The organism is Streptomyces sp. NPDC001714 (assembly GCF_042892755.1).
GTDB lineage: Bacteria > Actinomycetota > Actinomycetes > Streptomycetales > Streptomycetaceae > Streptomyces.
Map to the genome: position 1 here is coordinate 56429 of NZ_JBIAUL010000025.1, position 26896 is coordinate 83324.

A 26896-nucleotide genomic window follows, 5' to 3' on the forward strand; every position below is an offset into this window, starting at 1 on the left:
CCTCCCCTAGCCTTCGGCCGGGGGACCCCAGCGCCCCCCTTGCGGGGCCGCAGTGGGGGCGTGCAGGTCCACGTCCGGGTGCGGGCCGGTGGGGGCCGAGCGCACAGTTCCCCGCGCCCCTTGCGGGGCCGCAGTGGGGGCGTGCAGGTCCACGTCCGGGTGCGGGCCGGTGGGGGCCGAGCACGCAGTTCCTCCCCTAGCCTTCGGCCGGGGGACCCCAGCGCCCCCCTTGCGGGGCCGCAGTGGGGGCGTGCAGGTCCACGTCCGGGTGCGGGCCGGTGGGGGCTGGTCGCGCAGTTCCCCGCGCCCCTTGGGGGCAGCTGCCGTAGGCGGCGTCTGAGGGGCGCCGCTTCGGGACGGAGTCCGGCTTGGCCTCCCTGGGCGTGACCTCTCTACGAAGCGAGTCGGGTGGGTGGGTGGGCGAAGGTCAGTGGAGGATCCAGATCACCGGGGCCGCCGCCGTCAGGGGGAGGGCCACGCCCGCCGTGAAGTGGACGAACCTCGACGGGTAGTCGTAGCTCGCCGCGCGGTGGCCTGCGAGGGCGCAGACCGCGGCCGACGCCCCGATCAGCGCGCCCTTCGCGCCCAGCCCCGTCATGCCGCCCACCGCGATGCCCGCGCCGGCCGCGGCCAGCAGGGAGACGACCACCGAGGCCGGGGTCGGCAGGGGCAGCGCCCGGGCCAGGACCGCCACCGCGACCGCGGCCGCGCCGACCGACACCGCGTCGGGGTCCGCGCCCAGGTAGCCGGTCGCGATGATCGCCAGTGCGGAGGAGGCGACCGTGGCCATCAGGCCGTACATACGGGTGTCGGGGTCCGCGTGCGAGCGGAGCTGGAGGACGAGAGTGAGGAGGACCCAGATGCCCAGGGGCCCCAGGATCGCCGCCGGGGCCTGGTCGCGGCCCGCCACCAGCACCGCCACGTCGGCCGTGACCCCGCCCAGGAAGGCGAGCGCGATGCCCTGCCGGGCCGGCCACATGCCGTTCAGACGGAACCAGCCCGCCGCCGTCACGGCCTGGAGGATCACCAGGGGGACGACGAGGGCGTACGAGGAGATCGGCGCCGTCACCGCGAGCAGCAGGCCCAGCAGCGCCGTGAGCAGCGCCGGCTGCATGCCGGGCTCGATGATCGGCGAGCGGCCCTCCAGGCGGGCCCGCTGGGCGTCCGTGATGCGCGCGTTGCCGGAGAGGGTCGCGGGACCGTAGCCGGTCTCAGGTTCGGCGGGAGCGGGGGCGGATGCCGGGTCGGGCGGGGGCGCGCTGTACGCCTGCGCCGGCGCCGGCTGCTGCTCGGCGACGTACGGCCGTTCGTACGACTGCGGCGGCAGGTACGCCGTCTCCGCGGCCGGCGCCATCGGCGGGGCGGGCGCGGCCTGCACCGGGGCGTGCGTCTGCGTCTCCCAGGTCTGGCCCTGCCACTGCTGCGTGGCGTACTGCTGCTCGTCGTACCCCCACTGCTGCTGGGCGGGGGCCTGCGGCTGCTGCGGCTGCTGCGGCTGGTAGGGGTCGTAGCCCTCGTACGGCTCGTACGGCTGGTTGGTCATCGCTCTCGCTCACCCTCCTGCGAACGGCGGGAGCACCTCGACCGTGCCGCCCTCGGCCAGCCGTACCGTCTCATGTCCGCGCGTGCCCACGGGGTCACCGTCGATGAGGAAGGAGCATCGCCGCAGGACGCGCGCCAGTTCCCCGGGGTGTCGCGTGCGCACCGCGGTCAGCGCCTCGGCGAGGGTGTCCGCGTCGTACGGCTCCTCGGCGACGCCGGCCGCGGCCTTCGCGGCGGCCCAGTAGCGCACCGTGACCTTGGGCATCCGGTTCCTCTGGAGACTCGATAGAACAATCAGTCGGCTGTGTACCTGTCTGTGTACAGGGTCAGGCTAGCCCGCCCGGGCGGCCGCCCAGTCGCCGATCCTGGCCAGCAGCCGGTCGCTCGCCGCGTGTTCGGCGTGGCCCATGCCGGGCTCCAGCCAGAGCTCGGCGGCGCCGGCTGCGGCGTCGGCCAGCATCCGGGGGTGGTCGACCGGGAAGTAGCCGTCGCTGTCGCCGTGCACGATCAGCAGCGGGGTCGGGGCGATCTTCGGCACCGCCTCCACCGGGGAGAGCGGCACCGGGTCCCAGTCGCGGTGGTGGATCCGGGTGCGGAAGCCGTAGCGGCCGACCAGCCGGCCCTCCGGTCTGGTGACCAGCCAGTGGACGCGGCGCATGGGGGCGGTGCCCCGGTAGTACCAGCGGGCGGGGGACGACACGGAGACCACGGCGTCCACACCGGCGTGCAGCGCCGCGTGCCGCAGGACGACCGAGCCGCCCATCGAGAAGCCGACGGTGACGACGCGCGCGTGGCCGAGGTCCCGGGCCCACGCCACCGCCGCCGTCAGGTCGAGGACCTCGCGGTCGCCGACGGTGGTGCGGCCGCCGGACCGGCCGTGGCCGCGGAAGGAGAAGCTGACCACCGGCGCGTAATCCGTCAGGGCGGCCACCACCCGTCGTACGTGTGGCCGGTCCACGTCTCCCGTGAAACCGTGGGCCATGACGAACACCAGGTCACGGGAAGGTGACCGGGAGCCGTCGTATACGGCGGAGGCGGGATCGTATACGGAATCGATGGAAATCCCGTCGTCCGTGCGCAGAAACGTCCGCATAGAGGCGTTTCTGCTCGTCTCATATGTCGGACGAACGACGGAACGTGCCACATGACCTGCCGGACCGATGCTCATGTGGGCTATTCTGCTGGGCAGAGGACTCGGGCAGCGCCGCCACCGGGTCCTTTTGTGCTTTCGGAAGGGCTGTATACGAAGCGGGAAACTCCAGGTGACCGCGGATGTACGGAACATCGGGAGCGCAGCGCAGTGTCGTTGCACACAGTCCTCGCAGGGACCGAGGAGGAACCAGACATATGAGTTCTCTGCTGCTCCTGACCAACGCCCTCCAGCCGTCGACGGAGGTGCTCCCGGCCCTCGGCCTGCTCCTGCACAACGTGCGGGTCGCACCGGCCGAAGGGCCCGCCCTCGTCGACACCCCGGGTGCCGACGTCATCCTGATCGACGGCCGCCGTGACCTCCCGCAGGTCCGCAGCCTCTGCCAGCTGCTCCGCTCCACCGGCCCCGGCTGCCCGCTCATCCTCGTCGTGACGGAGGGCGGGCTCGCCGCAGTCACCGCCGACTGGGGCATCGACGACGTCCTCCTCGACACCGCGGGCCCCGCCGAGGTCGAGGCCCGGCTGCGGCTGGCCATGGGCCGGCAGCAGATCGTCGCCGACGACTCCCCCATGGAGATCCGCAACGGCGACCTGTCGGTCGACGAGGCGACGTACAGCGCGAAGCTGAAGGGACGGGTCCTCGACCTCACCTTCAAGGAGTTCGAGCTGCTGAAATACCTCGCCCAGCACCCGGGCCGGGTGTTCACTCGTGCACAGCTGCTCCAGGAGGTCTGGGGCTACGACTACTTCGGCGGCACCCGGACCGTCGACGTGCACGTACGGCGGCTGCGCGCCAAGCTCGGCGTGGAGCACGAGTCCTTGATCGGAACCGTCCGGAACGTCGGTTATCGATTCGTTACGCCGGAGAAGGGCGACCGGGCCGCTGACGCGGCCAAGGCGCCCGCCGACCGGCCAAAGCCGGAGGATGCGGACGCATCGGCGGCCCTGGACGCGGCCGAGGTACCGGCCGAGGCGTAGTCGTCGTCCGGGCGAGGCATGGCCGTCGCCCGGACGGGGCATTGCTTACGCAAGCGAAGCTTCGATACGCCCTGCCCAGAGCGGGTCCATCCGCGTAGACTCCGCGCGTGGCCAAGGTGACTCGGGATGATGTGGCGCGGCTGGCGGGGACTTCCACCGCCGTTGTCAGTTATGTCATCAACAACGGACCCCGGCCGGTCGCCCCGGCCACGCGCGAGCGTGTCCTCGCGGCGATCAAGGAACTGGGGTACCGCCCGGACCGGGTCGCCCAGGCGATGGCGTCCCGGCGCACCGACCTCATAGGCCTCATCATCCCGGACGCCCGGCAGCCGTTCTTCGGTGAGATGGCGCACGCGGTCGAGCAGGCCGCGTCCGAGCGCGGAAAGATGGTGCTGGTCGGCAACACCGACTACGTCGGCGAGCGCGAGGTCCACTACCTGCGCGCGTTCCTCGGGATGCGGGTCTCCGGCCTCATCCTCGTCTCCCACGCGCTGAACGACCTGGCCGCCGCCGAGATCGAGGCCTGGGACGCCCGGGTGGTGCTGCTGCACGAGCGGCCGGAGGCGATCGACGACGTGGCGGTGGTGACGGACGACCTCGGCGGCGCCCAGCTCGCCGTCCGCCACCTGCTGGAGCACGGCTACGAGTACGTGGCCTGTATGGGCGGCACCGCCGAGACCCCGGCCGTCGGCGACCCGGTCTCCGACCACGTCGAGGGCTGGAAGCGGGCGATGGCCGAGGCGGGCCTGCCGACGGAGGGCCGGCTGTTCGAGGCGCCGTACAACCGGTACGACGCGTACCGGGTCGCCCTCGACATCCTCGCCGGCCCCCACCGTCCCCCGGCGATCTTCTGCTCCACCGACGACCAGGCCCTCGGCGTGCTGCGGGCGGCGCGCGAGCTGCGCATCGACGTGCCCGGGGAGCTGGCGGTGGCCGGCTTCGACGACATCAAGGAGGCGGCGCTCGCGGATCCCCCGCTGACGACGATCGCCTCCGACCGCCCGGCGATGGCCCGCGCGGCGGTGGACCTGGTCCTCGACGACGGCCTGCGGGTCGCCGGGTCGCGGAGGGAGCGCCTGAAGACGTTTCCTTCACGGCTGGTGGTGCGTGGGTCCTGCGGGTGCGGGTAGTTCCTCGGGTTCCGGTGCGTGGTGGGTTTTTGACCGTGGTGCGCGTGGTTCTCCGACTGCGAGTGCGTCGTGGTTGCGCGCGCAGTTCCCCGCGCCCCCGAAGGGGCGCTCGCTGCAGCGCCCCTTCTTTTGGGGGCGGGGGGAACTGCGCGACAAGCCCCACCGGCCCGCACCCGGACATCCACAGCAAGAACTTCATGAACGGCGTCTGAGAACCTCGGCCGACCTGCGAGAAGCTTCCTTATATCGGGCAAACACGCTTCTCGCGGCGTTCTCAGCGGGTACTCAGGAGGCTCTCATGGTCACGGGACAAGCTACTTGTCATGACCGAGAGCTTCCGCCGCAGCGGCGAGTACGAGAACCCGCAGGGTCCCCAGGGTGACGCCTACCAGGGCGCGTACCCCCGGCAGCAGCACGCCTCCTCCCCCGTGAACCCGGAGTGGCCGCCCCCGCCCACCCACCAGCCGGCGCAGCAGCCGGTGACCGTGGAGCCGGCGGCGGCCGACGGCGGCCAGGGCGGCTACGGCGGCGGTACGGCCGTACTCCCCACGGTCGGCGCCGACGCTGAGCACCCGGCGGAGCACCCGGAGCACGGCGTGCACTCGGCGCCCAAGAAGCGCACCCGGGGCCCGATAGCCCTCCTCGCCGCGGTCGCGATCGTCGCGGCCGCCGTCGGCGGCGGCACCGCGTACGCCTTCCAGGAGCTCACCGGCAAGAACGACGTCGTCTCCAGCAGCACCACCACCAGCGTGGTGCCCTCCAGCAAGAAGGGCGACGTCGCCACCATCGCCGCCAAGGTCAGCCCGAGCGTCGTCGAGGTCAACGCGACCCTCAGCAACGGCACCTCCACCGGCTCCGGCGTCGTCATCACCAGCGACGGCGAGATCATCACGAACAACCACGTGATCTCCGGCGCCCAGTCGGTCAAGGTCTCCACCAGCGACGGCAAGTCGTACACCGCCGAGGTGGTCGGCACCGACAGCTCCAAGGACCTCGCCCTCCTCAAGCTCAAGAACGCCTCCGGCCTCCAGCCCGCCACCCTCGGCAACTCCGACGGGGTCCAGGTCGGCGACACGGTCGTGGCAATCGGCTCGCCCGAGGGCCTGACCGGCACCGTCACCAGCGGCATCGTCTCCGCGCTCAACCGGGACGTCACCGTCTCCACCGACGAGGGCCAGCAGCAACAGCAGCAGGGCGGCGGCAGCGGCCAGTGGCCGTTCTCCTTCGGCGGCCAGCAGTTCAACGGCGACACCGGCTCCTCCACCACGACCTACAAGGCGATCCAGACCGACGCGTCCCTGAACCCCGGCAACTCCGGCGGCGCGCTGATCGACGCCAGCGGCGACATCGTCGGCATCAACTCCGCGATGTACTCGGCCAGTTCCGACTCCTCGTCGTCTTCCTCGGACGCGGGCAGCGTCGGCCTCGGCTTCGCCATCCCGATCAACACCGTCAAGTCCGACCTGGCCAAGCTGCGGTCGGGCTCTACCAGCTGAACCACCGGCACGAGCACGTAGGGAGCACGTCATGATCAAGCAGGTTTCGCACACGATGGCCTCCGACAGCCCGGCCGGTTTCAGCCTGGCCCTTGCCGTGGCATACGAGCTCCACGCACCGACGGAGGCGCCGGTGGCCCCGACCCCGGCCCCGCGCGCCCCGGAGGTCGCACCGACCCCGGCTCCGCGTGCCCCGGAGGTCGCACCGGCCCCGCAGCTGATGGGCCTGCGCACCTCGGCGGCCCGGCCGCACCAGCGCAAGGTGCCGCTGAGCCGCATGACCCTGGTACGCGGCTAGGGGCGTACCACCCCACCAGCGTGCATACCCGACAGCCCGGAAACATGCGAGGCTGAGAGGCGTCCCGACCGAGACCCACCGCACCCCGAGGAACCGCGAGCGATGAGCCCCGCCGATGGCGACCGTGAACCCCAGCGCATCCTGATCGTCGACGACGAGCCGGCCGTACGCGAAGCCCTCCAGCGCAGCCTCGCCTTCGAGGGGTACGAGACCGAGGTCGCCGTCGACGGCGCGGACGCGCTGGAGAAGGCGACGGCCTACAAGCCGGACCTGATCGTCCTCGACATCCAGATGCCGCGGATGGACGGCATGACGGCCGCCCGCCGCATCCGCGGCGCCGGCGACACCACCCCGATCCTGATGCTGACGGCCCGCGACACGGTCGGCGACCGCGTCACCGGCCTCGACGCGGGGGCCGACGACTACCTGGTCAAGCCGTTCGAACTCGACGAACTCTTCGCCCGCATCCGAGCCCTCCTGCGCCGCAGCTCCTACGCGGCCACGGTCGCCGACGGCGTCCACGAGGACGAGGCGCTCACCTTCGGAGACCTGCGCATGGACCTCGCGACCCGCGAGGTCACCCGGTCCGGCCGCCAGGTCGAGCTGACCCGCACCGAGTTCACCCTCCTCGAGATGTTCATGGCGCACCCGCGCCAGGTCCTCACCCGCGAGCAGATCCTCAAGGCCGTCTGGGGCTTCGACTTCGAGCCCTCTTCCAACTCCCTCGACGTCTACGTCATGTACCTCCGCCGCAAGACCGAGGCCGGAGGCGAGCCCCGCCTCGTCCACACCGTGCGCGGCGTCGGGTACGTCCTGCGCCAGGGCGGCGCCGAGTGAACAGGCTCACCGCCCGCTTCCGCACCCTCCCGATCCGCGCCCGCCTGTCGATGCTGGTCGCGGCAGCGGTGGCGTTCGCGGTGGCGGCGGTGTCGGTGACGTGCTGGTTCATCGTGCAGGGGAAGCTGTACGACCAGCTTGAGAGCGACCTGCAGAAGGTGCGCGGGCCCGCGTACATGGCCGCCCAAAACGCTCTCATCGAGTGCACCGACACGGTTCAGGACACGAACGGCCTGCGAATCAGCTACGGCCAGGTGGTCAAGACGGACGGCACGATCTGCCTCACCCGTGACTCGACAGGGGTGATCAAAGTCAGTCAGTCCGACAAGGACGTCATCAAGGCCGGGACCACCGACACCCTCTACTTCCGCAACGGCACCGACGAGGACGGCAACCCGCTGCGTGTGATGACCCAGGTGTTCCCCACCGAAGGTGGCTCCTATGTCGGACTGATCACCGCCGTCCCCCTGAAGAGCACCCAGGACACCCTCAAAGACCTCGCCCTGATCCTCCTCCTCGTCTCCGGCGTAGGAGTCGTCGGCGCCGGAGCCGCCGGCCTGGCAGTCGCCCGTGCCGGGCTCCGCCCCGTGGACAAGCTCACCGAGGCCGTCGAGCACGTCGCCCGTACCGAGGACCTGAGTGTCAGGATCCCCGTGGAGGAGGAGTCGGAAGACGAGATCGCCCGCCTGTCCCGCTCCTTCAACAGCATGACCAGTTCCCTGGCCAGCTCCCGGGAGCTCCAGCAGCAGCTCATCGCGGACGCCGGCCACGAACTCCGCACCCCCCTGACCTCGCTCCGCACGAACATCGAACTCCTCACCCGGAGTGAGGAGACGGGCCGCCCGATCCCCCCAGCGGACCGCAAGGCGCTGCTCGCCTCGGTGAAGGCGCAGATGACGGAGTTGGCGTCGCTGATCGGCGACCTCCAGGAGCTGTCCCGCTCGGAGGGGCAGCGCGGTGAGCGCGTGCAGATCGTGGCGCTTCAGGACACGGTCGAGGCGGCCCTGCGCCGCGCCCGCCTGCGCGGCCCGGAGCTGACGATCACGGCGGACGTGCAGCCGTGGTTCGTACGGGCGGAGCCCTCCGCGCTGGAGCGGGCGATCGTCAACATCCTCGACAACGCGGTGAAGTTCAGCCCCGAGGGCGGCAAGATCGAGGTCACCCTCGAACGCGGCGTCCTCACGGTCCGCGACCACGGCCCCGGCATCGCCGAGGACGAACTCCCCCACGTCTTCGACCGCTTCTGGCGCTCACCGAGCGCGCGGGCCCTGCCCGGCTCGGGCCTCGGCCTCTCCATCGTGGCCCGCACGGTCCAGCAGGCCGGCGGCGACGTCACCCTGGCCCGCGCGAACGGCGGCGGCACGGTGGCGACGGTGCGACTGCCGGGGGCGCCCACGGCTCCGCCGGACTCGGCGTGACGCGTCCGCTGAGGACGAGGCTCCGCCCTGAGCCCGCCGTGCGCTTCGCTCTCAGCACGGCCGTACCGAGCGGGACGCCCACCGCCTCCTGACGCCTCAGGCGGCGGCCATATCCTCTCCCCAGTCGCGCACCCGTTCGGTGCGTAGGGGAGGGGTTCGATCGTGGACGAGGGTGGAGTCGAGCGGGAGTACCGAAGGCGGCGCAAGCCGCCCCTGGCATACCTCCTCCTGCCGGGGCTGCTGATGATGAACGCGTTCATCCAGACCAGCCGGGTCTCGCGCGACGGCGGCGGGGTCCGGTGGGGGCCGCCGGTCTTCGCGCTGCTGATGGGCCTCACGATCGCGCGGATCGCGCTGGATCACTTCCGGGCGCGCACCAGGGTCACGGCCGCCGGGATCACCGCGCAGGGGCCGGTGCGTGCGCGGAGCTGGGCCTGGTCCGAGGTGTACGACATCCGGGTCGAGCAGGCGCCGCGCGGTTCCGGGCGGGCAGCCCCGCAGTGGCTCACCTACCTGTACGACTTCCGGGGCCGCCGCTTCCTGCTCCCGCATCTCAACGACTGGCAGCTGGACGACCCCTACGCCGAGGTCGCCGAGCTGTGCCTGGCCGCCGCCCCGCTCCGCAGCCTCACCTGGGAGCGCCGTCCGGACGTCGAGGAGCGGATCCTGCGCGGGGCCCTGCGGCGCAGGGCGTGGGCGTGGGGGTCGTACGCCGCGGTCGCGGTCTTCTGCCTCATGTTCGTGGTCGACATCTGGCGGGTCGCCGCGGGGCGCCCGGACCACCCGTTCCTGCTCATGGTGTGCGTGCCCGTGGCCTCGGGCATCGCCTTCGCCGTCGTACTCGACCGGTACTGGAGCATCCGGCCGCCGCGCTCCCCGGTACGGCAGCCGTAGCCCATCCACATCCCACCCCCAGCCCCGTCACAGCCCCTCGTCACACTTTTGTCGGATGGCGAGTCAGATGGCGAGGAAGATTTTGCTGGCCGACGACGACGCGGCCGTGCGGGACGGGATCGGCCGGCTGCTGAGGTTCGAGGGATACGAGACGGTCCTCGCCGGGGACGGCAGAGTGGCCCTCGATCTCCTCGGGGTTCCGGAGGGCGAGCCGGACCTGGTGCTGATGGACGTGGAGATGCCGGGTCTCGACGGGCTGGCGGCCACGCGGCGGATCCGGGCGTCCGGGTCCACCGTGCCGATTCTCATGATCACCGGGCGGAATGCCGTGGGGGACCGCATCGTCGCCCTCGACAACGGCGCCGACGGGTATCTGGCCAAGCCGTTCGCCGCCGAGGAACTCCTCGCCCGAGTACGGGCGTTGCTGCGGCGCAGCCCGCGGCGGGAGGTGGCGACGGAGACGGGCGGCGGGGACCGGTTCCTCGGGTTCGACGATGTCTCGATGGATCTGCGGAGCCGGACCGTGCACCGCGGGGACCGGGCCCTGGACCTGACGAAGACCGAGTACGCGCTGCTGGAGTTCCTGCTGCGGCAGCCCGGGCGGGTGCTCAGCCGGGAGCGGATCCTGCGGGACGTGTGGGGTTTCGAGTTCGCGCCCGCGTCCAACACGCTGGACGTCTACATCATGTACCTGCGGCGGAAACTGGAGAGCCGCGGCGAACCGCGGCTCATCCACACCGTGCGCGGGCTGGGCTACACCCTGCGGACGGTTCCTACCACCTGAGGATCATCGTCTCGTCCGGGACCGGCGCCGGTTCCGCCGCGACGGCCTCCGGGAGCGGGTGGGCCAGGGCGGCGTAGGCGCCGTTGCGGGCGAGGAGTTCGGCGTGGGTGCCCGCCTCCACCAGTCGGCCGCGGTCGACGACCAGGATGCGGTCGGCGTCGGGGGCGAGGGTGAGGTCGTGCGTGATCATGATGGTCGTACGGCCCGCCATCAGCCTGCGCAGCGGGGCCACCACCTGGCGGGCGGCGATCGCGTCCAGGCCGGCCGTCGGCTCGTCGAGGACGAGGACCGGGGCGGCGCGGAGCATCGCACGGGCGATGGCGATGCGTTGCAGCTGGCCGCCGGAGAGGGCGGCCGTGCCGGGGGCGATGCGGGTGTCGTAGCCCTCGGGGAGGGCGGCGACGAAGTCGTGGGCGGCGGCGTCGCGGGCCGCGTGCTCGATCTCCTCGTCCGTCGCGCCGGGGCGGCCGCACTCGATGTTCTCGCGGACGGTGCCGTTGAGGATCAGCGTCTGCTGCGGGAGCAGGGCGACGTTCTCACGGAGGAACTCCAGGGGTACGTCGGTGAGCGGGACGCCGTCCAGGCAGATCACGCCGGCCGAGGGGTCGTAGAAGCGGGTGAGGAGCTTGGAGAGGGTGGACTTGCCGGCGCCGCTGCGGCCCGTGACCAGGACCAGCTCGCCGGGACCCGCCGTGAGGTCGATGTCGCGGAGGGAGGCGCGGCGGGACTCCGGGTAGCGGAAGGAGACGTTGTGGAAGCTGACCCAGCCGCGCACCGGCCAGGGGCCGACGGGCTCGGCGGGGTCGGTGACGGAGGGCTCGGCGTCCAGGATCTCGCCGATGCGTTCCGCGCCGGCGGTGGCCGCGGTGAGGGTGAGGCCGAGCTGGCCGAGGTTGCGGATCGGCGGGTAGAGGTAGCCGATGAAGGCGGCGAAGGCGAGGAGCTGGCCGAGGGTCATGCGGTCGGCGGAGATCTCCCAGACGCCCAGACCGATGACGGCCAGGACGCAGAGGGTCTCGACGACCTCGACGAACTGGGCGTACATCTCGCTGAGGCGGGCGCCGCGCACGCTCGCCCGCATCCATGCGCGGGCCTCGACGTCCAGGCGCTTCTCCTCGTCCCGGCGGCGGTTGTACGCCTGGGTGAGGAGGACGTTGCCGAGGGACTCCTCGACCACCGAGGTGATCGCGCCGTCGGCGACCCGCTCGTCCTGGGAGGCCGTCCTGATCCGGCCGGAGAAGCGGCGGGCGGCGAGCAGGAACAGGGGCGCGAGGACGAAGGTGGCCAGGGCCAGGTCCCAGCGGATCCAGAAGGCGACGGCCGCGTAGAAGACGGCGGAGAACACGGCGGCGATGGTGCCGACGACACCCGACACGACCATCTGCTCGATGGCCTCGACGTCACCGGTGAGGCGTTCCACCAGGTCGCCCTGGCGGTGCCGCTGGAAGAAGTGCGGGGGGAGGTCCTGTACGTGGCGGAAGACCTTGGCGCGCAGCCGCAGCACGAACCGCTCGGCGGTCCAGGTGGCCAGTGAGTTGCCGAAGTAGCCGACGACCGCGCCGAGTACGGCGACGGCCAGCCAGGCGCCGGCCGGTCCCCAGAAGGCGGAGAGCGAACCGGCCTTCAGGGCGTTGTCGGTGAGGTCGGCGAAGAGCAGGATCGCCGCGGTCTCGGCGAGGGCGGACACCACCACGCACGCGATGATCATCCACAGCCACCTGCGGTCGCCGCGGGTCAGCGGCCAGAAGCGGCGGAAGGCCGCGCGGGCTTCTCTCATGGTCGACAACTCCCTTCTTGTCTCTGCGCGCACGGGGCGCGCATGGCCGAGGCGGGGCCACCGGTGCGACCACGCGTAACCGGTGCCCCCGCCTCACGGCGCTTCTCAGTGCTTGTCGCCGACGGGGCGCTTCGGCTCCGGCTTCTTCGGCGCGGGCTTCTTCGGGGCGGGGGCCGGCTTGCGGTGCTTCTTGACGGGGACGATCTTGTGGAAGCTCATGGTGTTCTACCTCTCTGCGATGACTTCTGTCCTGGTTCTGCAACAGTTTCTCTACTGCCCCGCTGCAATAACCTGTGAATTGACTTGAATTACGTCTGTAAATTCTTTGTCAGCGCTCGTCGCCGACCGGACGACGCTTCAGCTCCGGCTTCTTCGGCGCGGGCTTCTTCGGGGCCGGAGCGGGCTTTCGGTGCTTCTTGACGGGGACGATCTTGTGGAAGCTCATGGAAATTCCCTCCTCTGGGCTGGCGAGTTAACGGCTGCCCACGGGGCGCTTGGGCTGGGACTTCTTGCAGTCCTTCTTCTTCGGAGCCGGCTTCGGGGCGGGCTTCTCGGCCTTCTTCACCGGGACGATCTTGTGGAAGCTCATGATCTTCTCCTTCGTTCTGTCGTCCGCGCCGTTCGCTTTCGACATGGAAAACATTACGCGGTCCGGGAGCCCGAGAAAGCCATTTTCAGTTAGACCTCGATGAATTGCGGCTGAGATGAATTTTCAGGAGCAACCGGGAACCGTTCGCCGCCTCACATAGGTTTTATCCAGCAGATCCAGCGGAGCCGGCAGAAAGGGCCCGGTACGCACGGGGGTGCGTACCGGGCCGTGGGGCGTGCTGCCGCAGGAGCAGGCGCCTACTGCACGATCGTGATCCGGTCCGTGGCCGGCGGCGCGAGCGGGGCGGACGGCGAGGAGTTGGGCGTCAGGTGCTTCGGCGAGGGCCGAGAGGTCGTCGGTGCCCTGGCGGTCGATAGCGTCTGGATGAGCAGGTCTCCGGCGAGGGCAAGGGCACTCGTCAGGTGGAGAACGAAGGTTCTTGCATCGAATGCGTGACCTTCGCCAGTAGTGGTCGTCGGGTGGCCAAGAAACCGCTCACCAGCGAGAACAGAAAGACCAGCCGCCACGACGCAGCCGCCGGGGCGATCGGAAGACGCGCCCTGGGTCACCCGATCCGGCGACGGACGGCACCGCCCCGTACCCACCAGAGCGATGGATGCGGGCATCGGACCGTCCAGGCCGAACCGAGCAGCCCAGGGCGTGAAGGACACCGCCCCCGCATCCCCGGACCACGGACACGATCCGTGCCGCCCGGACGCGGAGCGAACGCGGTCGACCAGAACGCCCAACACCGTCCGGGGCGTTCGGCTGAGCACGAGACCTGGAAACAGGACTCACTCCCACTCAGCCTCCAGGAACGGTTCATGGTTACACCTTGGTGCCCTGCCCTCCGCCTTTCCAGGGCTCCCCCCTTTGCCCACCCGGCCCCGTACCCTCGTACGCATGACCAGCGACGACACCGCACGGCCGCCCATGTACTCCCGCTCCATCGACACCTACTCCGCGCTCACCCCGGATCAGGCCGAGGCCGTGCGGGAACTGCTGGCGGAGGCCGCGCGGGCCGACGGCCAGCAGCCGGTGTCCGAGCAGGGCCGCCTCCAGCTGAGCGGCGGCGCCCGGGAGGGCGTCTCCCATCTGCTCCTCTCCCTCGGCGGCGAACTCGTCGGCTACGCCCAGCTGGAGGACACCGACCCGGTGGAGGCACCGGCCGCGGAGCTGGTCGTCCACCCGGCCCACCGGGGCCACGGCCACGGCCGCGCGCTGGGCGCCGCCCTGCTGGCCGCCTCCGGCAAGCGGCTGCGGGTCTGGGCGCACGGCGGCCACTCGGCGGCCCGGCACCTCGCGCAGGTCCTCGGCCTCACCCTGTTCCGCGAACTGCGCCAGATGCGCCGCCCGTTGACGGACCTGGACCTGCCGGACCCGAAGCTGCCCGAAGGCGTCACCGTCCGCGCCTTCGTCCCCGGCCAGGACGACGCGGCCTGGCTCGCCGTCAACGCCGCCGCCTTCGCCCACCACCCGGAACAGGGCTCGCTCACCCAGCGCGACCTGGACGACCGCAAGGCACAGCCCTGGTTCGACGCGGCCGGCTTCTTCCTCGCCGAGCGCGGCGGCGAACTCCTCGGCTTCCACTGGACGAAGGTCCACGACGCGGAACGCCTCGGCGAGGTCTACGTCCTCGGCGTCTCCCCCGCCGCCCAGGGCGGCGGCCTCGGCAAGTCCCTCACGACCATCGGACTGCGGTATCTGGCCGAGCGCGGCCTGCCCACGGCGATGCTGTACGTCGACGCCGACAACACGGCGGCGGTCGCGGTCTACGAGCGGCTGGGCTTCGTGACGCACGAGACGGACCTGATGTACCGGACGGAGACCTGACGGACCCGAGGGCCAGTCACCGGTTCGGCGGCCGCCTGCGGTTGATCAGGTGGGCGGACCTGCCGATCACGGCGACGGCGACCGCCGCGGCGAGCACCTTGACGAGGGGACCGGCGCCGCCCGCCAGGGTGGCCCCGGCGAGGACGAGGACGACGGCGGCCGAGAGCCAGGGCATCGCCCGTTCGGCCGGCCCTCCGTCGCGGAAGGGGTTGTCACGGAAGGGCTTGTCCATGCCCGTCTCCTCGTCCGCCTCGGCGCCTGTCGCCTGTCGCCTGTCGCCTCCATCATGCCCGCGTGAGCCCGCCCGGCAGTCGCCGTCAGCCCGTCAGGCAGTCGTCCGGCCCCTTCGGCACCCGCACGCCGAGCAGGCGGGCCGCCTCGGCCGTCGTCGTGTGCGGTGAGACCAGTTGCTGCCAGTGGGCCTTCACCCGGGCCGCCACCGTGTCGTGCGGCTGGCGGAACAGCTCCCGTACGACCTGCGTCTGCTGGGCCGAGACGGACATGCTGCCGCCGTCCGGGGTGAGGACCGCGGCCGAGCTCGCGAGGCTGTCGTCGATGCGGAGGTGGCGGAAGGTGTCCTCGGGGGTGGGGTCGGTGGCCAGGGCGAGCCACATCGTCGTCACCGGCCGGGCGTCGCACATCTCGACGGACGCCCGCTCGTTGCCCGCCACCAGGACCCGGGCGACCCCGACCGCGAACTCGGGGACCCGGTTGCCGCCCCACTGGGTGCCGACGGTCACCGTGCCCGGGGTGGAGCTCGTCGGGAGGGTGGCGTCCGCGGTCAGGTCGGTGATCTCCTGGATGCGCTGGCGGACGGTGAGGCGGGTCGTGGCCTGCTCGCCGCCTGCTTCCGACCGGACCCGGTCCACCACTCCCGCCCAGTCGACCGTCCAGCCCTTCCAGTCCGGGTACGCGCAGTACCGGGAGCCGGCCCGCTCGACGCACGTCTGGAACTTCGCCGGGTGGTCCGCCTCCGCCTTCCGCGCGGCCTGCAGACCGGCAGAGTCCCCCGGTGCCTGACCGGCCACGCCGGCCACCGCCGCCGCGAGGGCCACTGCCGTCGCCGCCTTCAGGAGCCGAGCCCGGCCGCCGGCCACCAGCATCGCCGCGCACACCACCAGCACCGTGAGCCCCAGCAGGTACAGCGCGTGCCAGCTTGCCGGACGGCCCAGCAGTTCGCCGGGGACCGGGGTGCCGCCGTTCTGCAGCACCGCCGGCCACAGCCAGTCCACGGCGTGCGTGCCGGAGCCGCCGGGCAGCAGGCTGGTGACGAACCCGATCGCGAGCAGGAAGAGCAGCGGGGCCGCCGGGTGGGGCAGGACCCGGGCCAGCAGCACACCGAGCGCGCCGGCCAGCAGGACGGTCAGCGGGGCCACCGCCAGTTCGAAGACCGAGCCGTGGCCGACCGCACCCGGCCGCAGCGCCGCCCAGGCGAACTGGACGTCGACCACCAGGGCCACGCCGACGGCGAAGGGCACGGCGGACAGGGCGTGGGCGAGCGTGCGGCGCGCGGGCGACATCGCCAGTACCCCGAACTGCTCCTCCAGGCCGCGCCGCCGGTTGAGCAGCGCCGCCCGGTGCACGCACACCAGCAGGGCCACGGCGAAGAGCTCCGGACCGCCCTGGGTGGAGCGGTCCACGTCGTGCAGGACGGGATACGCGTCCATGCCCTCGTCCCGGCCGAACAGCCCGTACCCGACGTAGGCGAGATACACCAGGCCGAAGACCAGCAGCGGGAGCTGGAGGAGGAGCTGGCGGGCCTCGAAGGCGGCCAGGGCGAAGACGGAGGCGGACGCGGTGTCGCGTTCGTGGGCCGGGCGCCCGGCCGTCTCCCTCACGAGTACGGTCGTCATGCCGCCGCCACCTCCGGGCCCGCCGTGTTCTCGGCGTCGAGGACCAGCAGGTAGCCGTCCTCCAGGGTGGGTTCGAGCAGGTCGGCGCCGGTGGGCGGGTCGCCGACGTTGCGGAAGGTGCCGGTGCCGGTGCGCCAGCCCGCCCGTGCGCCCGGGGCGCGTTCCGTGCTGCTCCACACGCGTCCGGCCGCGCGGGCCGTCAGCTCGGCCGGCGTGCCGTCGAAGCGGACCCGGCCGCCGGCCAGCACGATCACCCGGTTGCAGAGCATCGCCACGTCCTCGGTCTGGTGGGTGGACAGCAGTACCGTGCGGCCCTCGCCCGCCTCCGCGATCAGCTCCCGGAACCGCATCCGCTGTTCGGGGTCGAGTCCGACCGTCGGCTCGTCCAGGACCAGGAACCGGGGGTCGCCGACGAGCGCGGCGGCCAGCGCGACCCGCTGCCGCATCCCGCCGGACAGCCGCTTGATCCGCCTGCCGCGTACGTCGGCCAGGCCGACCTGGTCCAGGACGCGCCGCACCTCGCGGTGGCGGCCGCCGCGGTCGGTGAGCTCCTTGAGGATCGCGACGTAGTCGACGAACTCGAAGGCCGTGAAGTCCGGGTGGAAGCCGGGGGTCTGCGGGAGGTAGCCGAGCGTGCGGCGGACCGCGAGCCGGCCGGCCGGGGTGGCCGGATCCTCGCCGTGCACCGTGAAGGCGCCGCCGTCCGGCGGTACGGCGGTGGCGAGGACCTTCAACAGGGTGGTCTTCCCTGCGCCGTTGGGCCCGAGCAGGCCGGTGACGCCGTCCGTCAGGGACAGGGTGACGCCGTCGAGCGCCGGGGTGCCGCCGTAGCGCACGGTGAGGCCCGTGGCGGAGACAGAGGTGTTCAACGTGGGACTCCAGCGATCAGTCGGTCAGTGGGTCAGTGGGTCAGTGGTCAGTAGGGCTTGGCGTCGAAGCGGTCCCGCACCTGGTGCAGCAGGACCGTCGCCAGCGCGGCGAGAGCGGCGGCCACCGACTGCCCGGCCGTGGTGAAGGCGGCCGGCGTGTTCGCCGGGTGCATCGCCGCCACCGCCATCAGGGCCGTCCACGCCCCGCCGACCAGTCCGGGCCCGAGCAGCGGGCCCAGCCGCACGGAGAGGGCGAGACCGGCCGCGGTGAGCGCGAGGGCGGGCAGCAGCCAGCCGAAGGCGAGCAGGCCGTAGCCGGGCAGGGCCAGCGCGGCCAGGCAGTTGAGGCCGAGCGAGGCGGTCAGCGCCGCCACCGTGCGGATCATCAGCAGCCGGAAGCCGTGCGTCGGGGCGACCGCGGCGATCTCGTACGTCGGGTCGAGGACCGGTCCGTACGACAGGGCCACCGCGGCGAGCGGGAGCAGCGGGGCGAGGGCCAGGAACAGGGCCGGGGCGTCCACCGCGTGGACCACGAGGACCGTCGCCGCCAGCACGAACGCCACCGACACCAGCCAGGAGCGGCGCAGCACCGGGGTGGCGGTGAGAAGCCGCGCGGTGGGCTCCGGAACGCCGGCGCGGGCCAGCAGCCGTTCGCCCAAGCCGGGCTTCGGCGCGTCCAGTTCGGCGTCCAGGCGCTCCCAGCCGGCGTCGAGCGCGACCGGGTCGGACACCGACGCGAGCACCGCGCGGCAGTCGGCGCAGGAGCCGACATGGGTGTCGGCCGACCACAGCAGCGGCGGCGCCAACTCGCCGTGCGCGTACGCCCGTAGATCCTCTTGAGACATGTGCCAGGTCATGCCAGCTCCTCCCGCAGCTGCTTGCGCGCCCGCATCGCGCGGGTCTTGACCGTCCCGGGCGGGATGCCGAGCAGGACCGCGGCCTCCCGGGTGGTCAGTCCGTCGATCACCGTCGCCTGGAGCACCGCCCGCAGTTCGGGCGAGAGCCGGACCAGGGCCCCGGCGAGGTCCCCGTGCTCCACCCCCGCGAGCACGCGTTCCTCCGCCGAGGCCTCGTCCCGGTGGCGCAGCCGGGCCAGCGCCTGCCGCAGCCGGCCGCGGGCCCCGTCGCCGCGCAGCGCGTCGACCAGCCGCCGCGACCCGATCCGCCACAGCCACCCGGCCGCGTCGGCGTTCTCGACGTCCTCGCGGTACCGGGCGGTCCCCCGCCACACCGCGAGGAAGGTCTCCTGCACGACGTCGTCCACGACCGCGGGGTCCGCGCACCGGCCGCGCAGCCGCGCGGTCAGCCACGGCGCGTACCGCCGGTACAGCTCCTCGAAGGCGCGCCGGTCCGAATCCGCCGCGACCGCGCGCAGCAGCTCCCCGTCGCTTCTCGTTCCGCTCACGTCTCCTCATCGCACGGGCCCGGCCGATCGGTTCACGGAACCGGCCTTGACTTTCCGGAGAATCTTGCACCACCCTTTCACTACTCAATTAGTGAAAGGGTGGTTGTACGGGTGGTCGAGTACCGCATCGACCGGCGCTCCGGCGTCGCCACCTACGTCCAGATCGTCCAGCAGACCAAGCAGGCCCTGCGCCTGGGGCACCTTCAGCCGGGAGACAAGCTGCCCACCGCCCGTGAGGTGGTCGAGGCCACCGCCATCAACCCCAACACGGTCCTGAAGGCCTACCGGGAGCTGGAGCGCGAGGGCCTGGTCGAGGCCCGGCGCGGCCTCGGCACCTTCGTGAAGCGCTCGCTCGGCGCCGCCCCGGCCGCCGAGTCCCCCCTGCACGGGGAGCTGGACGACTGGGCCGCCCGGGCCCGCGCGGCCGGCCTGGACCGCGACGACGTGGCCGCACTCTTCACCGCCGTACTCGAGACGCACTTCGCCGTGCACGAGAAGCACTTCCAAGGAGAGAGTTCATGACCGACACCGCGATAGCGGCGTCCGCGCTCGGCAAGCGGTTCGGCCGGCGCGGGGGCTGGGCGCTGCGCGACTGCACCTTCCGGCTCCCGGCCGGGCGGGTCTGTGCCGTCGTCGGCCCCAACGGGGCGGGCAAGTCCACGCTCCTCGCCCTCGCCGCCGGTCTGCTCGGCGCCACCGAGGGCGGGCTGACCGTCCTCGGCACCACCCCGGCCGGAGCCCGCACCCGGGTCGGCTACGTCGCCCAGGACAAGCCGCTCTACCCGCAGCTCACGGTCGCCGAGACGCTGGAGATGGGCGCCGACCTCAACCCCGGGCGCTGGGACGCGGCCGCCGCCCAGGAGGTCGTGGCCGCCGGGGACCTGCACCCGAAGTCCCGGGTCCGCGCCCTCTCCGGCGGCCAGCGCACCCGGGTCGCGCTCGCCCTCGCCCTCGGCAAGCGGCCCGAACTGCTCCTCCTCGACGAGCCGATGGCCGACCTCGACCCGCTCGCCCGGCACGAGCTGATGGGCGTGCTGATGGTGCAGGCCGCCCAGCACGGCACCACCATCGCGATGTCCTCGCACGTGGTCGCCGAACTGGAGGACTCCTGCGACCACCTGCTGCTGATCGGCGGCGGCCGGGTCCGGCTGGCCGGCGAGATCGACGACCTGCTGGCCGCCCACACCCGGGTCGCCACCGGCGCCGACGCCGACCTCACGCCGCACACCGTCGTCGAGTCCCGCGCCACCGGCCGCCAGCTCAGCGCCCTGATCCGCCCCTCCGGCCCGCTCCCCGCCGACTGGCGCACCGGCACCCCCTCCCTGGAGGAACTGGTCCTCGCCCACCTCCGCAACCCCGGGGCCCCGGTCCTGGCCCCGACCGAGGAGGTCCTCGCGTGACCGCCCTGTCCGCACCGGCACCGGCACCGGCGCCCACCGCCAGGCCCCAGCTGACCCGCTGGCTGCTGCGCCTGCACCGCCCCGCGCTGTACGTCTGGGCGGCCCTGGCCCTCCTCACCGCCACCGTGCTGATCCTGCTGCAGGGCCCGTTCGCCGACGCGGCGGCCGAGGGCTGGCGGCAGTACAACCACTGCGCGTTCAACACCACGTGCGCGTACGACCAGAGCGCGATCCTGCGCTACAAGGACTGGTACAACTACGCCACCCTGGCCGCGGCCGCGGTGCCCTTCCTCATCGGCGCCTGGGCGGGCGGCGCGCTCCTCGGCAGGGAGCTGGAATCCGGCACCGCCCAGCTGTCCTGGGCCCAGTCCAGCACCCCGGGCCGCTGGCTCACCGTGCGGCTGGCCGCCCCGGCCGCCCTCGTCACGGCGGGGACGGGCCTGCTGGCCTGGCTGCATCATCTGGCCTGGGCCGCGGGCCGTGGCCGTATCCACAGCGCCAAGGACTGGTACGACGTCGGGACCTTCCACACCGGCGGCCCCACCCTCGTCGCCCTCTCCCTGGCCGGGCTCGCGGCGGGCGCGCTGGCGGGGCTGATGCTGCGGCGGTCGCTGCCCGCGCTGGGCGTCGGCCTGCTGCTGACGGGCGCGGTCTGGGGCACCACCCTGGTGCTGCTGCCCCATCTGTGGCCGACCCTGGGCCGCAGCGGACATGGCGATGTGGCATCGCCCGCCGGCTCCTGGACGGTGAGCCAGGGCGGGAACGCGGCTCAGTACCATGTCACATACCACCCCTACTCCCACTACTGGCCGCTCCAGCTGACCGCCACGGCCCTCCTCCTCACCGTGACGGCCCTGCTCACCCTCGCCTGCTTCGCGGTCCTGCGCCGCCTGACCGGCAAGGCGGCCGCCCGATGAGCACCCTGCCCCTGACCCGCGGCGGCCTGCCCCGGACCGTGCTGCGGCTGCACCGGCCGGCGCTGCTGACCTGGACCGTGTTCGTGGTGGGGATGTGCGGCTGGCTGGTGTGGCTGACCGAGGTCACCGCGAAGGACCCGGACCTGCAGGGCCTGCCCTGCGTCGACGCCTGCGACCGTCCGTACCTCCTGCTCGACTATCCGATGCAGCTGAACTGGGCCGGTGACCTGATCGGCTACGGCTTCGTCGCCGTCGCCGCCTTCGCGGGCGGCGCCCTCATCGGCCGTGAACTGGAGTCCGGAACCGCGCAGTTGGCCTGGACGCAGGGCATCACCCCGGTCCGCTGGCTGACCGCCAAGCTCGCGCTGCCCGCGCTCGCGGTCACCGTCGGCGGCACGGTCCTGATCCTGGTGTTCCGCTGGGCCTTCGCCGCCCACCCGGACCTGACCTGGGAGTCCGACTGGACCTGGAACATGGCGTTCATGGCGCGCGGCCCACTGCTGGTCGCGTACGCCCTGTGCGCGCTCGCCGTCGGCACCCTCACCGGCCTGCTGCTGCGCCGCACACTGGCCGCGCTCGGGGCCGCCGCCGGGGCGATGTGGCTGCTCAACGCCGTGCTGACCATCTACCGCTTCCGCCTGTGGCCGCCCCTCACCCGCACCGGGCCGCACGCCTGGGACATCCCCGACGGCTTCTGGCTGGTGCGCGAGGGCGGGGACGGCAACAGCCGCTTCGCCACCTACCAGCCCCCCTCCCACTACTGGCCCCTGCACCTCACCGAGACCGCGATCGTCCTCGCCGTCGCCGTCCTCGCCACCCTCCTCTCCTTCCGCCTCCTCAAGCACCGCACGGAGTCCCCCGCATGACCGCCCTCACCGCCGCGCGCCCGGCGCCCGCGCCCCACCGCTCGCTGCGCCGGCTGCACCGCCCGGCGCTGCTCGTCTGGGCCGTGTTCGTGCTGCTCGGAACGGGCGGGCTGCTCTGGCTGCACCTCTCGGAGGTGCCGGCCGAGCGGGCCTGCCAGGGCTTCCACTACTCCGCCGAGGGCGCCCTCCCCAGCTGCGACTACACGGCGTTCACCGACGCCGACAACGTCTTCAACTTCCTCGGTGAAGCCCTCACCTACTCCTGCGTCGCCGTCGCCGCCTGGGCCGGCGGGGCGCTGATCGGCCGGGAGCTGGAGTCCGGAACCGCCCGGCTCGCCTGGACCCAGTCCGTGTCCCCGGCCCGCTGGCTGGCCGACAGGCTGATCGCGGCCGCCCTCCCGCTGGTCGCCGGGGGTGGGCTGCTCGCGCTGGCCTTCGGCTGGGTGTGGAGCTCCGACCAGGGCGCCCTGGTCACGAACTGGACCTGGGACCGTGTCTTCATCCCGCGCGGACCGCTGCTGCCGGCCCTGCTCCTGCTCGGCCTCGCCGTCGGCGCCCTCGCCGGGATCGCGCTGCGCCGCACCCTCCCGGCGCTCGGCGCGGCCGCCGCGGTGACCCTGGTGACCAGGCTGTATCTGCGCGCGGCGTGGAAGCCGCTGCACGGCCCGCTGCACGGCTTCTGGGCCGTTCATCTCAGCGCCACCGCGATGGTGCTCGCACTGACCGCCGCGGCCACGGCCGGCGCCTTCCTCCTCTTGCGCCGCCGGGCCCGCTGAGGGACCGTCGGTCCCGGGCGTACCCCGGACGGGGGAAGGACGTACGGGGCCGGTGGGAAGGTCGTACAGGATCGTCGCTTTCGTGATCCCGAAGGCCTGCCGGGGCTGATCACAGACGTCGGCGAGCCGCCCTCCGCTATCCCATACGCCATGTCTTCGTAACCAATGGTTCAGACGGACTTGCGACGCTCAGGCAATGAAGCCCGCCGTGCCAGAGCCTTCGCCGCCCCCCGAGGGGTCCGCGGGAAACGGGGTCGTCCAGCTCCCACCCGCACGTTCCGACGCGCCTGTCACGCCCCGGGCGCGGAAGAATGGTGTCATGAGTCAGCAGAACACCCAGGCAGCCGAGGTTCAGCACGCCCAGCCCTCCGTGGGCTCCATAGCCGCACACCGCCCGCACACCGTGGCCGCCGTGGTCTCCGACCTGGAACCCGACATCGACGCCGACCTCGACACGTACGAGGAGACGCAGGTCGACGGGGCCCTGCTGCCCCAGGGGCGCTTCCTCGACCGGGAGCGCAGCTGGCTCGCGTTCAACGAGCGGGTTCTCGAGCTGGCGGAGGACCCGGACACGCCGCTGCTGGAGCGGGCGAACTTCCTGGCGATCTTCGCGAGCAACCTGGACGAGTTCTTCATGGTCCGGGTGGCGGGCCTGAAGCGCCGGATCGCCACCGGTGTGGCCACCCGCTCCGCCTCCGGGCTGCAGCCCCGCGAGGTGCTGGAGATGATCTGGGCCCGCTCCCGCGAGCTGATGGCCCGGCACTCCGCCTGCTACCACGAGGACGTCGCCCCCGCACTCGCGGAGGAGGGCATCCACCTGGTCCGCTGGGCCGAGCTGACCGAGAAGGAGCAGGCGCGGCTCTTCACGCTCTTCCGGCACCAGATCTTCCCGGTGCTGACCCCGCTGGCGGTCGACCCGGCGCACCCCTTCCCGTACATCTCGGGCCTCTCCCTGAATCTGGCCGTGGTCGTCCGCAACCCGGTCAGCGGTCACAAGCACTTCGCCCGCGTGAAGGTGCCGCCGTCGCTGTCCCGCTTCCTGGAGAGCTCCCCGGGCCGGTACGTCCCGATCGAGGACGTCATCGCCGCCCACCTGGAGGAGCTGTTCCCGGGCATGGAGGTCGTGGAGCACCACGCCTTCCGGCTGACGCGGAACGAGGACCTGGAGGTCGAGGAGGACGACGCGGAGAACCTGCTCCAGGCCCTGGAGAAGGAGCTCATGCGACGCCGCTTCGGGCCGCCGGTGCGCCTGGAGGTCGAGGAGTCCATCGACCGCGAGGTCCTGGACCTGCTGGTGCGCGAGCTGAAGATCTCCGAGGCCGAGGTGTACCCGCTGCCCGGACCGCTCGACCTCACCGGCCTGTTCCGCATCGCGAGCCTGGACCGTCCGGAGCTGAAGTACCGCAAGTTCATCGCGGGCACCCACCGCGACCTCGCCGAGGTCGAGTCGGCGTCCGCGCCCGACATATTCGCCGCACTGCGCGAGCGGGACGTGCTGCTGCACCACCCGTACGACAGCTTCTCCACCTCCGTGCAGGCCTTCGTCGAGCAGGCCGCCGAGGACCCGGACGTCCTCGCGATCAAGCAGACCCTGTACCGGACCTCCGGCGACTCCCCGATCGTCAACGCGCTCATCGACGCCGCCGAGGCCGGCAAGCAGGTCCTCGTCCTGGTCGAGATCAAGGCCCGCTTCGACGAGCACGCCAACATCAAGTGGGCCAAGCGCCTGGAAGAGGCCGGCTGCCACGTCGTCTACGGCCTGGTCGGTCTGAAGACCCACTGCAAGCTGTCCCTGGTGGTCCGCCAGGAGGGCGAGACGCTCCGCCGCTACAGCCACGTGGGCACCGGCAACTACCACCCGAAGACCGCGCGCCTGTACGAGGACCTCGGCCTGCTCACCGCCGACCCGCAGGTCGGCGCGGACCTGTCCGACCTGTTCAACCGGCTCTCCGGCTACTCCCGCCGGGAGACCTACCGCCGCCTGCTGGTGGCCCCCAAGTCGCTGCGCGACGGCCTGATCGCGCGCATCGAGAAGGAAATACAGCACCACCGGGCCGGCCGCCCCGCGTTCATCCGCATCAAGGTCAACTCGATGGTGGACGAGGCGATCATCGACGCCCTGTACCGCGCTTCCATGGCGGGCGTGCCGGTCGACATCTGGGTGCGCGGCATCTGCGCGATCCGCCCGGGTGTCGCGGGCCTGTCGGAGACCGTCCGGGTCCGCTCGATCCTCGGCCGCTTCCTGGAGCACTCCCGGGTCTTCGCGTTCGGCAACGGCGGCGAGCCCGAGGTGTGGATAGGCAGCGCCGACATGATGCACCGCAACCTCGACCGCCGGATAGAGGCGCTGGTCCGGGTCGTCGACCCGGCTCACCGGGCCGCGCTCAACCGGTTCCTCGAATCCGGCATGTCCGACTCCACCTCCTCCTGGCACCTGGGCCCGGACGGCGAATGGACCCGGCACGCGACCGACGCGGACGGCCAGCCCCTGCGCAACATCCAGGAGATGCTCATAGACGCCCGGAGGCGCCGGCGTGGCACAGCAACACCTTGAACCGACGGACCCGACGGCCCGGGTGACGACCGGGGACGCCCTCGCGGGCTACCTGCGCGCCCAGGCCACGGAGTTCCTCCGCGCGCTGCGCCTGCACCGGGAGACCGGGACGGTGAGCGCGACGGAGGAGTCCGTCGACGCGGCCCGCGCCCTGCGCCGCTCGGCCCGGCGCATCAGCGGCAGCCTGCACACCTTCCGACCACTCCTGGAGGCCGACTGGTCCGAGGAGATCCGCCCCGAACTGGCTTGGCTGTCGGGCACGTTGGGCCTTGAGCACGCCTACGAGGCCCGGCTGGAGCGCCTGTTGCTGGCGCTGCACCGCCTCTCCGGCTCGACATCCCTGCCCAGCCAGGCCACTTCGGAGGCGGTGCCCGAGCGCGGCAACCTCACGGTGGGCGCGGCCAAAGCGGGCGCCCTCCTCGACCGCCAGCTCACCCTCGCCCGCACCCGGGCCCACTCCACGGCCCTCCAGGCGCTCGGCTCCGCCCGCTTCCACGCGGTCGCCGACAAGGTCGCGGTGCTCGCCAGCGAGGTCCCGCTGACGCCCGCGGCGCCCTCGACCGACCTGCGCCCGCTGGCGTCGGCGGCCGAGGAGCGCCTCACCGACGCCATTACCGCGCTTCCCCTGGTCACCGCGGGCCACCCCTACAACGCGGAGGCCCTGGTCCACGGCCTGTCCCCGGACCCGGCCCCGCACCCCCAGGACGGCCCCTGGCACCAGGTCCGCCTCCTGCTGCGCCTGCACCGCTACGCCCGCGAGGTGCTGTGCGGCGAGGGCGCACCCGTGGACGTACGGCTGCTCGCGGCCGGACAGGCCCTCAACCGGCACCGGGACGCCTCGGAAGCTGCCGCCGCGGCGGCGGCAGCGGCCCGCACCCCGCGCATCGCCCCCGCGACGGCCTACGCCCTCGGTGTCCTCCACGCCGACCAGCGGCACGAGGTGGAGGCTGCCAGGTTCGCGTTCCAGCAGGCGTGGCAGAAGCAGCGGGTGGAGGCCGTGTGACCGACACCCCGGTGCTGGCGGCGGGCTGCGTCCTGTGGCGCCGCTCCCCGGTCGACGGCGGCCTGGAGGTCTGCCTCGTCCACCGCCCCAAGTACGACGACTGGTCCCACCCCAAGGGCAAGCTCAAGCGTGGCGAGGAGGCGAGCGCGGGCGCGTTGCGCGAGGTGGCGGAGGAGACCGGCTACACCGCCGTCCTCGGCAGCGAACTCTCCACCGCCCTCTACTACGCCAACGGCCGCCCCAAGGAGGTCCGTTACTGGGCCGGCGAGGCGGGCGAGGGCCACTTCACCCCGAACCACGAGGTGGACAGGATCCTGTGGCTCCGCCCGGCGGACGCCCGGCAGCGCCTGACCCAGCCGCGGGACGCGGAGTTGGTGGACGAGCTGCTGGCCTCGCTGCACCGCACCCCCTAGGGCCTGTCCGACAATTCCAGTCGTCGCCCGGAGGGCGGCCTCGCGGCGTCAGGTGCGTGCTCTCGGCGTGCCGGGCCCTGATCCACGTACTGGACGTACTTGGGTCAGGGCCCGG

At 72.4% G+C, this 26896-nt stretch carries 26 protein-coding genes and 1 pseudogene; 18 read left to right on the plus strand and 9 right to left on the minus strand.

Annotated elements, in window-relative coordinates; genetic code table 11:
- Positions 1–427: 427 nt before the first annotated feature.
- From ACFY0P_RS44140 to ACFY0P_RS44150, 3 genes are all read right to left on the minus strand, one after another.
- Complete coding sequence (locus ACFY0P_RS44140) at positions 428–1543, minus strand: hypothetical protein (protein ID WP_388927266.1); 1116 nt, start codon at positions 1541–1543, stop codon at positions 428–430.
- A gap of 9 nt (positions 1544–1552) precedes the next feature.
- Complete coding sequence (locus tag ACFY0P_RS44145) at positions 1553–1807, minus strand: MoaD/ThiS family protein (protein WP_388927270.1); 255 nt, start codon at positions 1805–1807, stop codon at positions 1553–1555.
- Positions 1808–1873: 66 nt separating this feature from the next.
- Positions 1874–2710 (minus strand): alpha/beta hydrolase, encoded by an 837-nt coding sequence (locus ACFY0P_RS44150; protein WP_388927273.1) that lies wholly within the window; start codon positions 2708–2710, stop codon positions 1874–1876.
- Positions 2711–2889: 179 nt separating this feature from the next.
- Between ACFY0P_RS44150 and ACFY0P_RS44155 the strand changes: the two genes are divergently transcribed.
- The 8 genes from ACFY0P_RS44155 (at position 2890) to ACFY0P_RS44190 (ending at position 10526) form a co-directional block, all read left to right on the plus strand.
- Positions 2890–3669 (plus strand): response regulator transcription factor, encoded by a 780-nt coding sequence (locus tag ACFY0P_RS44155; RefSeq protein ID WP_388927276.1) that lies wholly within the window; start codon positions 2890–2892, stop codon positions 3667–3669.
- 107 nt (positions 3670–3776) lie between these two features.
- Positions 3777–4799 (plus strand): LacI family DNA-binding transcriptional regulator, encoded by a 1023-nt coding sequence (locus ACFY0P_RS44160; protein WP_388927279.1) that lies wholly within the window; start codon positions 3777–3779, stop codon positions 4797–4799.
- Positions 4800–5122: 323 nt separating this feature from the next.
- Positions 5123–6295 carry a S1C family serine protease gene (locus ACFY0P_RS44165; RefSeq protein WP_388927282.1) on the plus strand — a complete coding sequence of 391 codons (1173 nt, stop codon included), beginning with the start codon at positions 5123–5125 and terminating at the stop codon, positions 6293–6295.
- A gap of 31 nt (positions 6296–6326) precedes the next feature.
- Positions 6327–6593: a hypothetical protein gene (locus ACFY0P_RS44170; RefSeq protein WP_388927285.1), complete on the plus strand. Its 267-nt coding sequence runs from the start codon at positions 6327–6329 to the stop codon at positions 6591–6593.
- Between the two features lie 102 nt (positions 6594–6695).
- On the plus strand, positions 6696–7430 hold the full coding sequence (locus ACFY0P_RS44175) for a response regulator transcription factor (protein ID WP_388927288.1): 735 nt from the start codon (positions 6696–6698) through the stop codon (positions 7428–7430).
- Entirely contained in the window at positions 7427–8848 is a 1422-nt protein-coding gene (locus tag ACFY0P_RS44180) for an ATP-binding protein (RefSeq protein WP_388927292.1), read from the plus strand. The genes ACFY0P_RS44175 and ACFY0P_RS44180 overlap by 4 nt, the downstream gene beginning before the upstream one ends.
- Before the next feature lie 162 nt (positions 8849–9010).
- Entirely contained in the window at positions 9011–9742 is a 732-nt protein-coding gene (locus ACFY0P_RS44185) for a PH domain-containing protein (RefSeq protein WP_388927295.1), read from the plus strand.
- 67 nt (positions 9743–9809) lie between these two features.
- On the plus strand, positions 9810–10526 hold the full coding sequence (locus tag ACFY0P_RS44190; protein ID WP_388927298.1) for a response regulator transcription factor: 717 nt from the start codon (positions 9810–9812) through the stop codon (positions 10524–10526).
- On the opposite strand, the gene ACFY0P_RS44195 is transcribed toward ACFY0P_RS44190, so the two are convergent.
- Positions 10516–12303, minus strand: coding sequence for an ABC transporter ATP-binding protein (locus ACFY0P_RS44195; protein WP_388927302.1), 1788 nt, complete (start codon positions 12301–12303; stop codon positions 10516–10518). The genes ACFY0P_RS44190 and ACFY0P_RS44195 overlap by 11 nt on opposite strands.
- Positions 12304–13377: 1074 nt before the next feature.
- On the opposite strand from ACFY0P_RS44195, the pseudogene ACFY0P_RS44200 reads away from it, so the two are divergent.
- Positions 13378–13704, plus strand: a pseudogene (locus tag ACFY0P_RS44200) (transposase); the annotation flags it as partial.
- Positions 13705–13795: 91 nt separating this feature from the next.
- The gene (gene mshD / locus ACFY0P_RS44205; RefSeq protein WP_388927305.1) at positions 13796–14725 is read left to right on the plus strand and encodes a mycothiol synthase; all 930 of its coding nucleotides are present in this window, start codon (positions 13796–13798) and stop codon (positions 14723–14725) included.
- 16 nt (positions 14726–14741) lie between these two features.
- Here the strand turns inward: mshD and ACFY0P_RS44210 are convergent, their stop codons facing one another.
- The 5 genes from ACFY0P_RS44210 to ACFY0P_RS44230 all read right to left on the minus strand — a co-directional run bounded on the left by ACFY0P_RS44210 (position 14742) and on the right by ACFY0P_RS44230 (position 18852).
- Positions 14742–14957 (minus strand): hypothetical protein, encoded by a 216-nt coding sequence (locus ACFY0P_RS44210; protein ID WP_388927308.1) that lies wholly within the window; start codon positions 14955–14957, stop codon positions 14742–14744.
- 85 nt (positions 14958–15042) lie between these two features.
- Positions 15043–16578 carry an ABC transporter permease gene (locus tag ACFY0P_RS44215; RefSeq protein WP_388927311.1) on the minus strand — a complete coding sequence of 512 codons (1536 nt, stop codon included), beginning with the start codon at positions 16576–16578 and terminating at the stop codon, positions 15043–15045.
- A complete protein-coding gene (locus tag ACFY0P_RS44220; protein WP_388927314.1) occupies positions 16575–17447 on the minus strand; it encodes an ABC transporter ATP-binding protein in 873 nt (290 codons plus the stop codon). Before ACFY0P_RS44220 ends, ACFY0P_RS44215 begins: the two co-directional genes overlap by 4 nt.
- Positions 17448–17494: 47 nt before the next feature.
- The gene (locus ACFY0P_RS44225; RefSeq protein ID WP_388927317.1) at positions 17495–18304 is read right to left on the minus strand and encodes a zf-HC2 domain-containing protein; all 810 of its coding nucleotides are present in this window, start codon (positions 18302–18304) and stop codon (positions 17495–17497) included.
- The gene (locus tag ACFY0P_RS44230) at positions 18301–18852 is read right to left on the minus strand and encodes an RNA polymerase sigma factor (protein ID WP_388927320.1); all 552 of its coding nucleotides are present in this window, start codon (positions 18850–18852) and stop codon (positions 18301–18303) included. Before ACFY0P_RS44230 ends, ACFY0P_RS44225 begins: the two co-directional genes overlap by 4 nt.
- Before the next feature lie 111 nt (positions 18853–18963).
- On the opposite strand from ACFY0P_RS44230, the gene ACFY0P_RS44235 reads away from it, so the two are divergent.
- The 8 genes from ACFY0P_RS44235 to ACFY0P_RS44270 all read left to right on the plus strand — a co-directional run bounded on the left by ACFY0P_RS44235 (position 18964) and on the right by ACFY0P_RS44270 (position 26781).
- Positions 18964–19374 carry a GntR family transcriptional regulator gene (locus ACFY0P_RS44235; protein ID WP_388927323.1) on the plus strand — a complete coding sequence of 137 codons (411 nt, stop codon included), beginning with the start codon at positions 18964–18966 and terminating at the stop codon, positions 19372–19374.
- Positions 19371–20252, plus strand: coding sequence for an ABC transporter ATP-binding protein (locus tag ACFY0P_RS44240; RefSeq protein WP_388927326.1), 882 nt, complete (start codon positions 19371–19373; stop codon positions 20250–20252). Before ACFY0P_RS44235 ends, ACFY0P_RS44240 begins: the two co-directional genes overlap by 4 nt.
- Positions 20249–21169: an ABC transporter permease gene (locus tag ACFY0P_RS44245; RefSeq protein ID WP_388927329.1), complete on the plus strand. Its 921-nt coding sequence runs from the start codon at positions 20249–20251 to the stop codon at positions 21167–21169. The genes ACFY0P_RS44240 and ACFY0P_RS44245 overlap by 4 nt, the downstream gene beginning before the upstream one ends.
- Positions 21166–22035, plus strand: a complete 870-nt coding sequence (locus tag ACFY0P_RS44250) for a hypothetical protein (RefSeq protein WP_388927332.1) — start codon at positions 21166–21168, stop codon at positions 22033–22035. Before ACFY0P_RS44245 ends, ACFY0P_RS44250 begins: the two co-directional genes overlap by 4 nt.
- Positions 22032–22811 carry a hypothetical protein gene (locus tag ACFY0P_RS44255; RefSeq protein WP_388927335.1) on the plus strand — a complete coding sequence of 260 codons (780 nt, stop codon included), beginning with the start codon at positions 22032–22034 and terminating at the stop codon, positions 22809–22811. The genes ACFY0P_RS44250 and ACFY0P_RS44255 overlap by 4 nt, the downstream gene beginning before the upstream one ends.
- Before the next feature lie 196 nt (positions 22812–23007).
- A complete protein-coding gene (locus ACFY0P_RS44260; RefSeq protein WP_388927338.1) occupies positions 23008–25365 on the plus strand; it encodes an RNA degradosome polyphosphate kinase in 2358 nt (785 codons plus the stop codon).
- The gene (locus ACFY0P_RS44265) at positions 25346–26368 is read left to right on the plus strand and encodes a CHAD domain-containing protein (protein ID WP_388927341.1); all 1023 of its coding nucleotides are present in this window, start codon (positions 25346–25348) and stop codon (positions 26366–26368) included. The genes ACFY0P_RS44260 and ACFY0P_RS44265 overlap by 20 nt, the downstream gene beginning before the upstream one ends.
- Positions 26365–26781 carry an NUDIX hydrolase gene (locus ACFY0P_RS44270; protein WP_388927344.1) on the plus strand — a complete coding sequence of 139 codons (417 nt, stop codon included), beginning with the start codon at positions 26365–26367 and terminating at the stop codon, positions 26779–26781. The genes ACFY0P_RS44265 and ACFY0P_RS44270 overlap by 4 nt, the downstream gene beginning before the upstream one ends.
- The last annotated feature ends 115 nt before the right edge of the window (positions 26782–26896 follow it).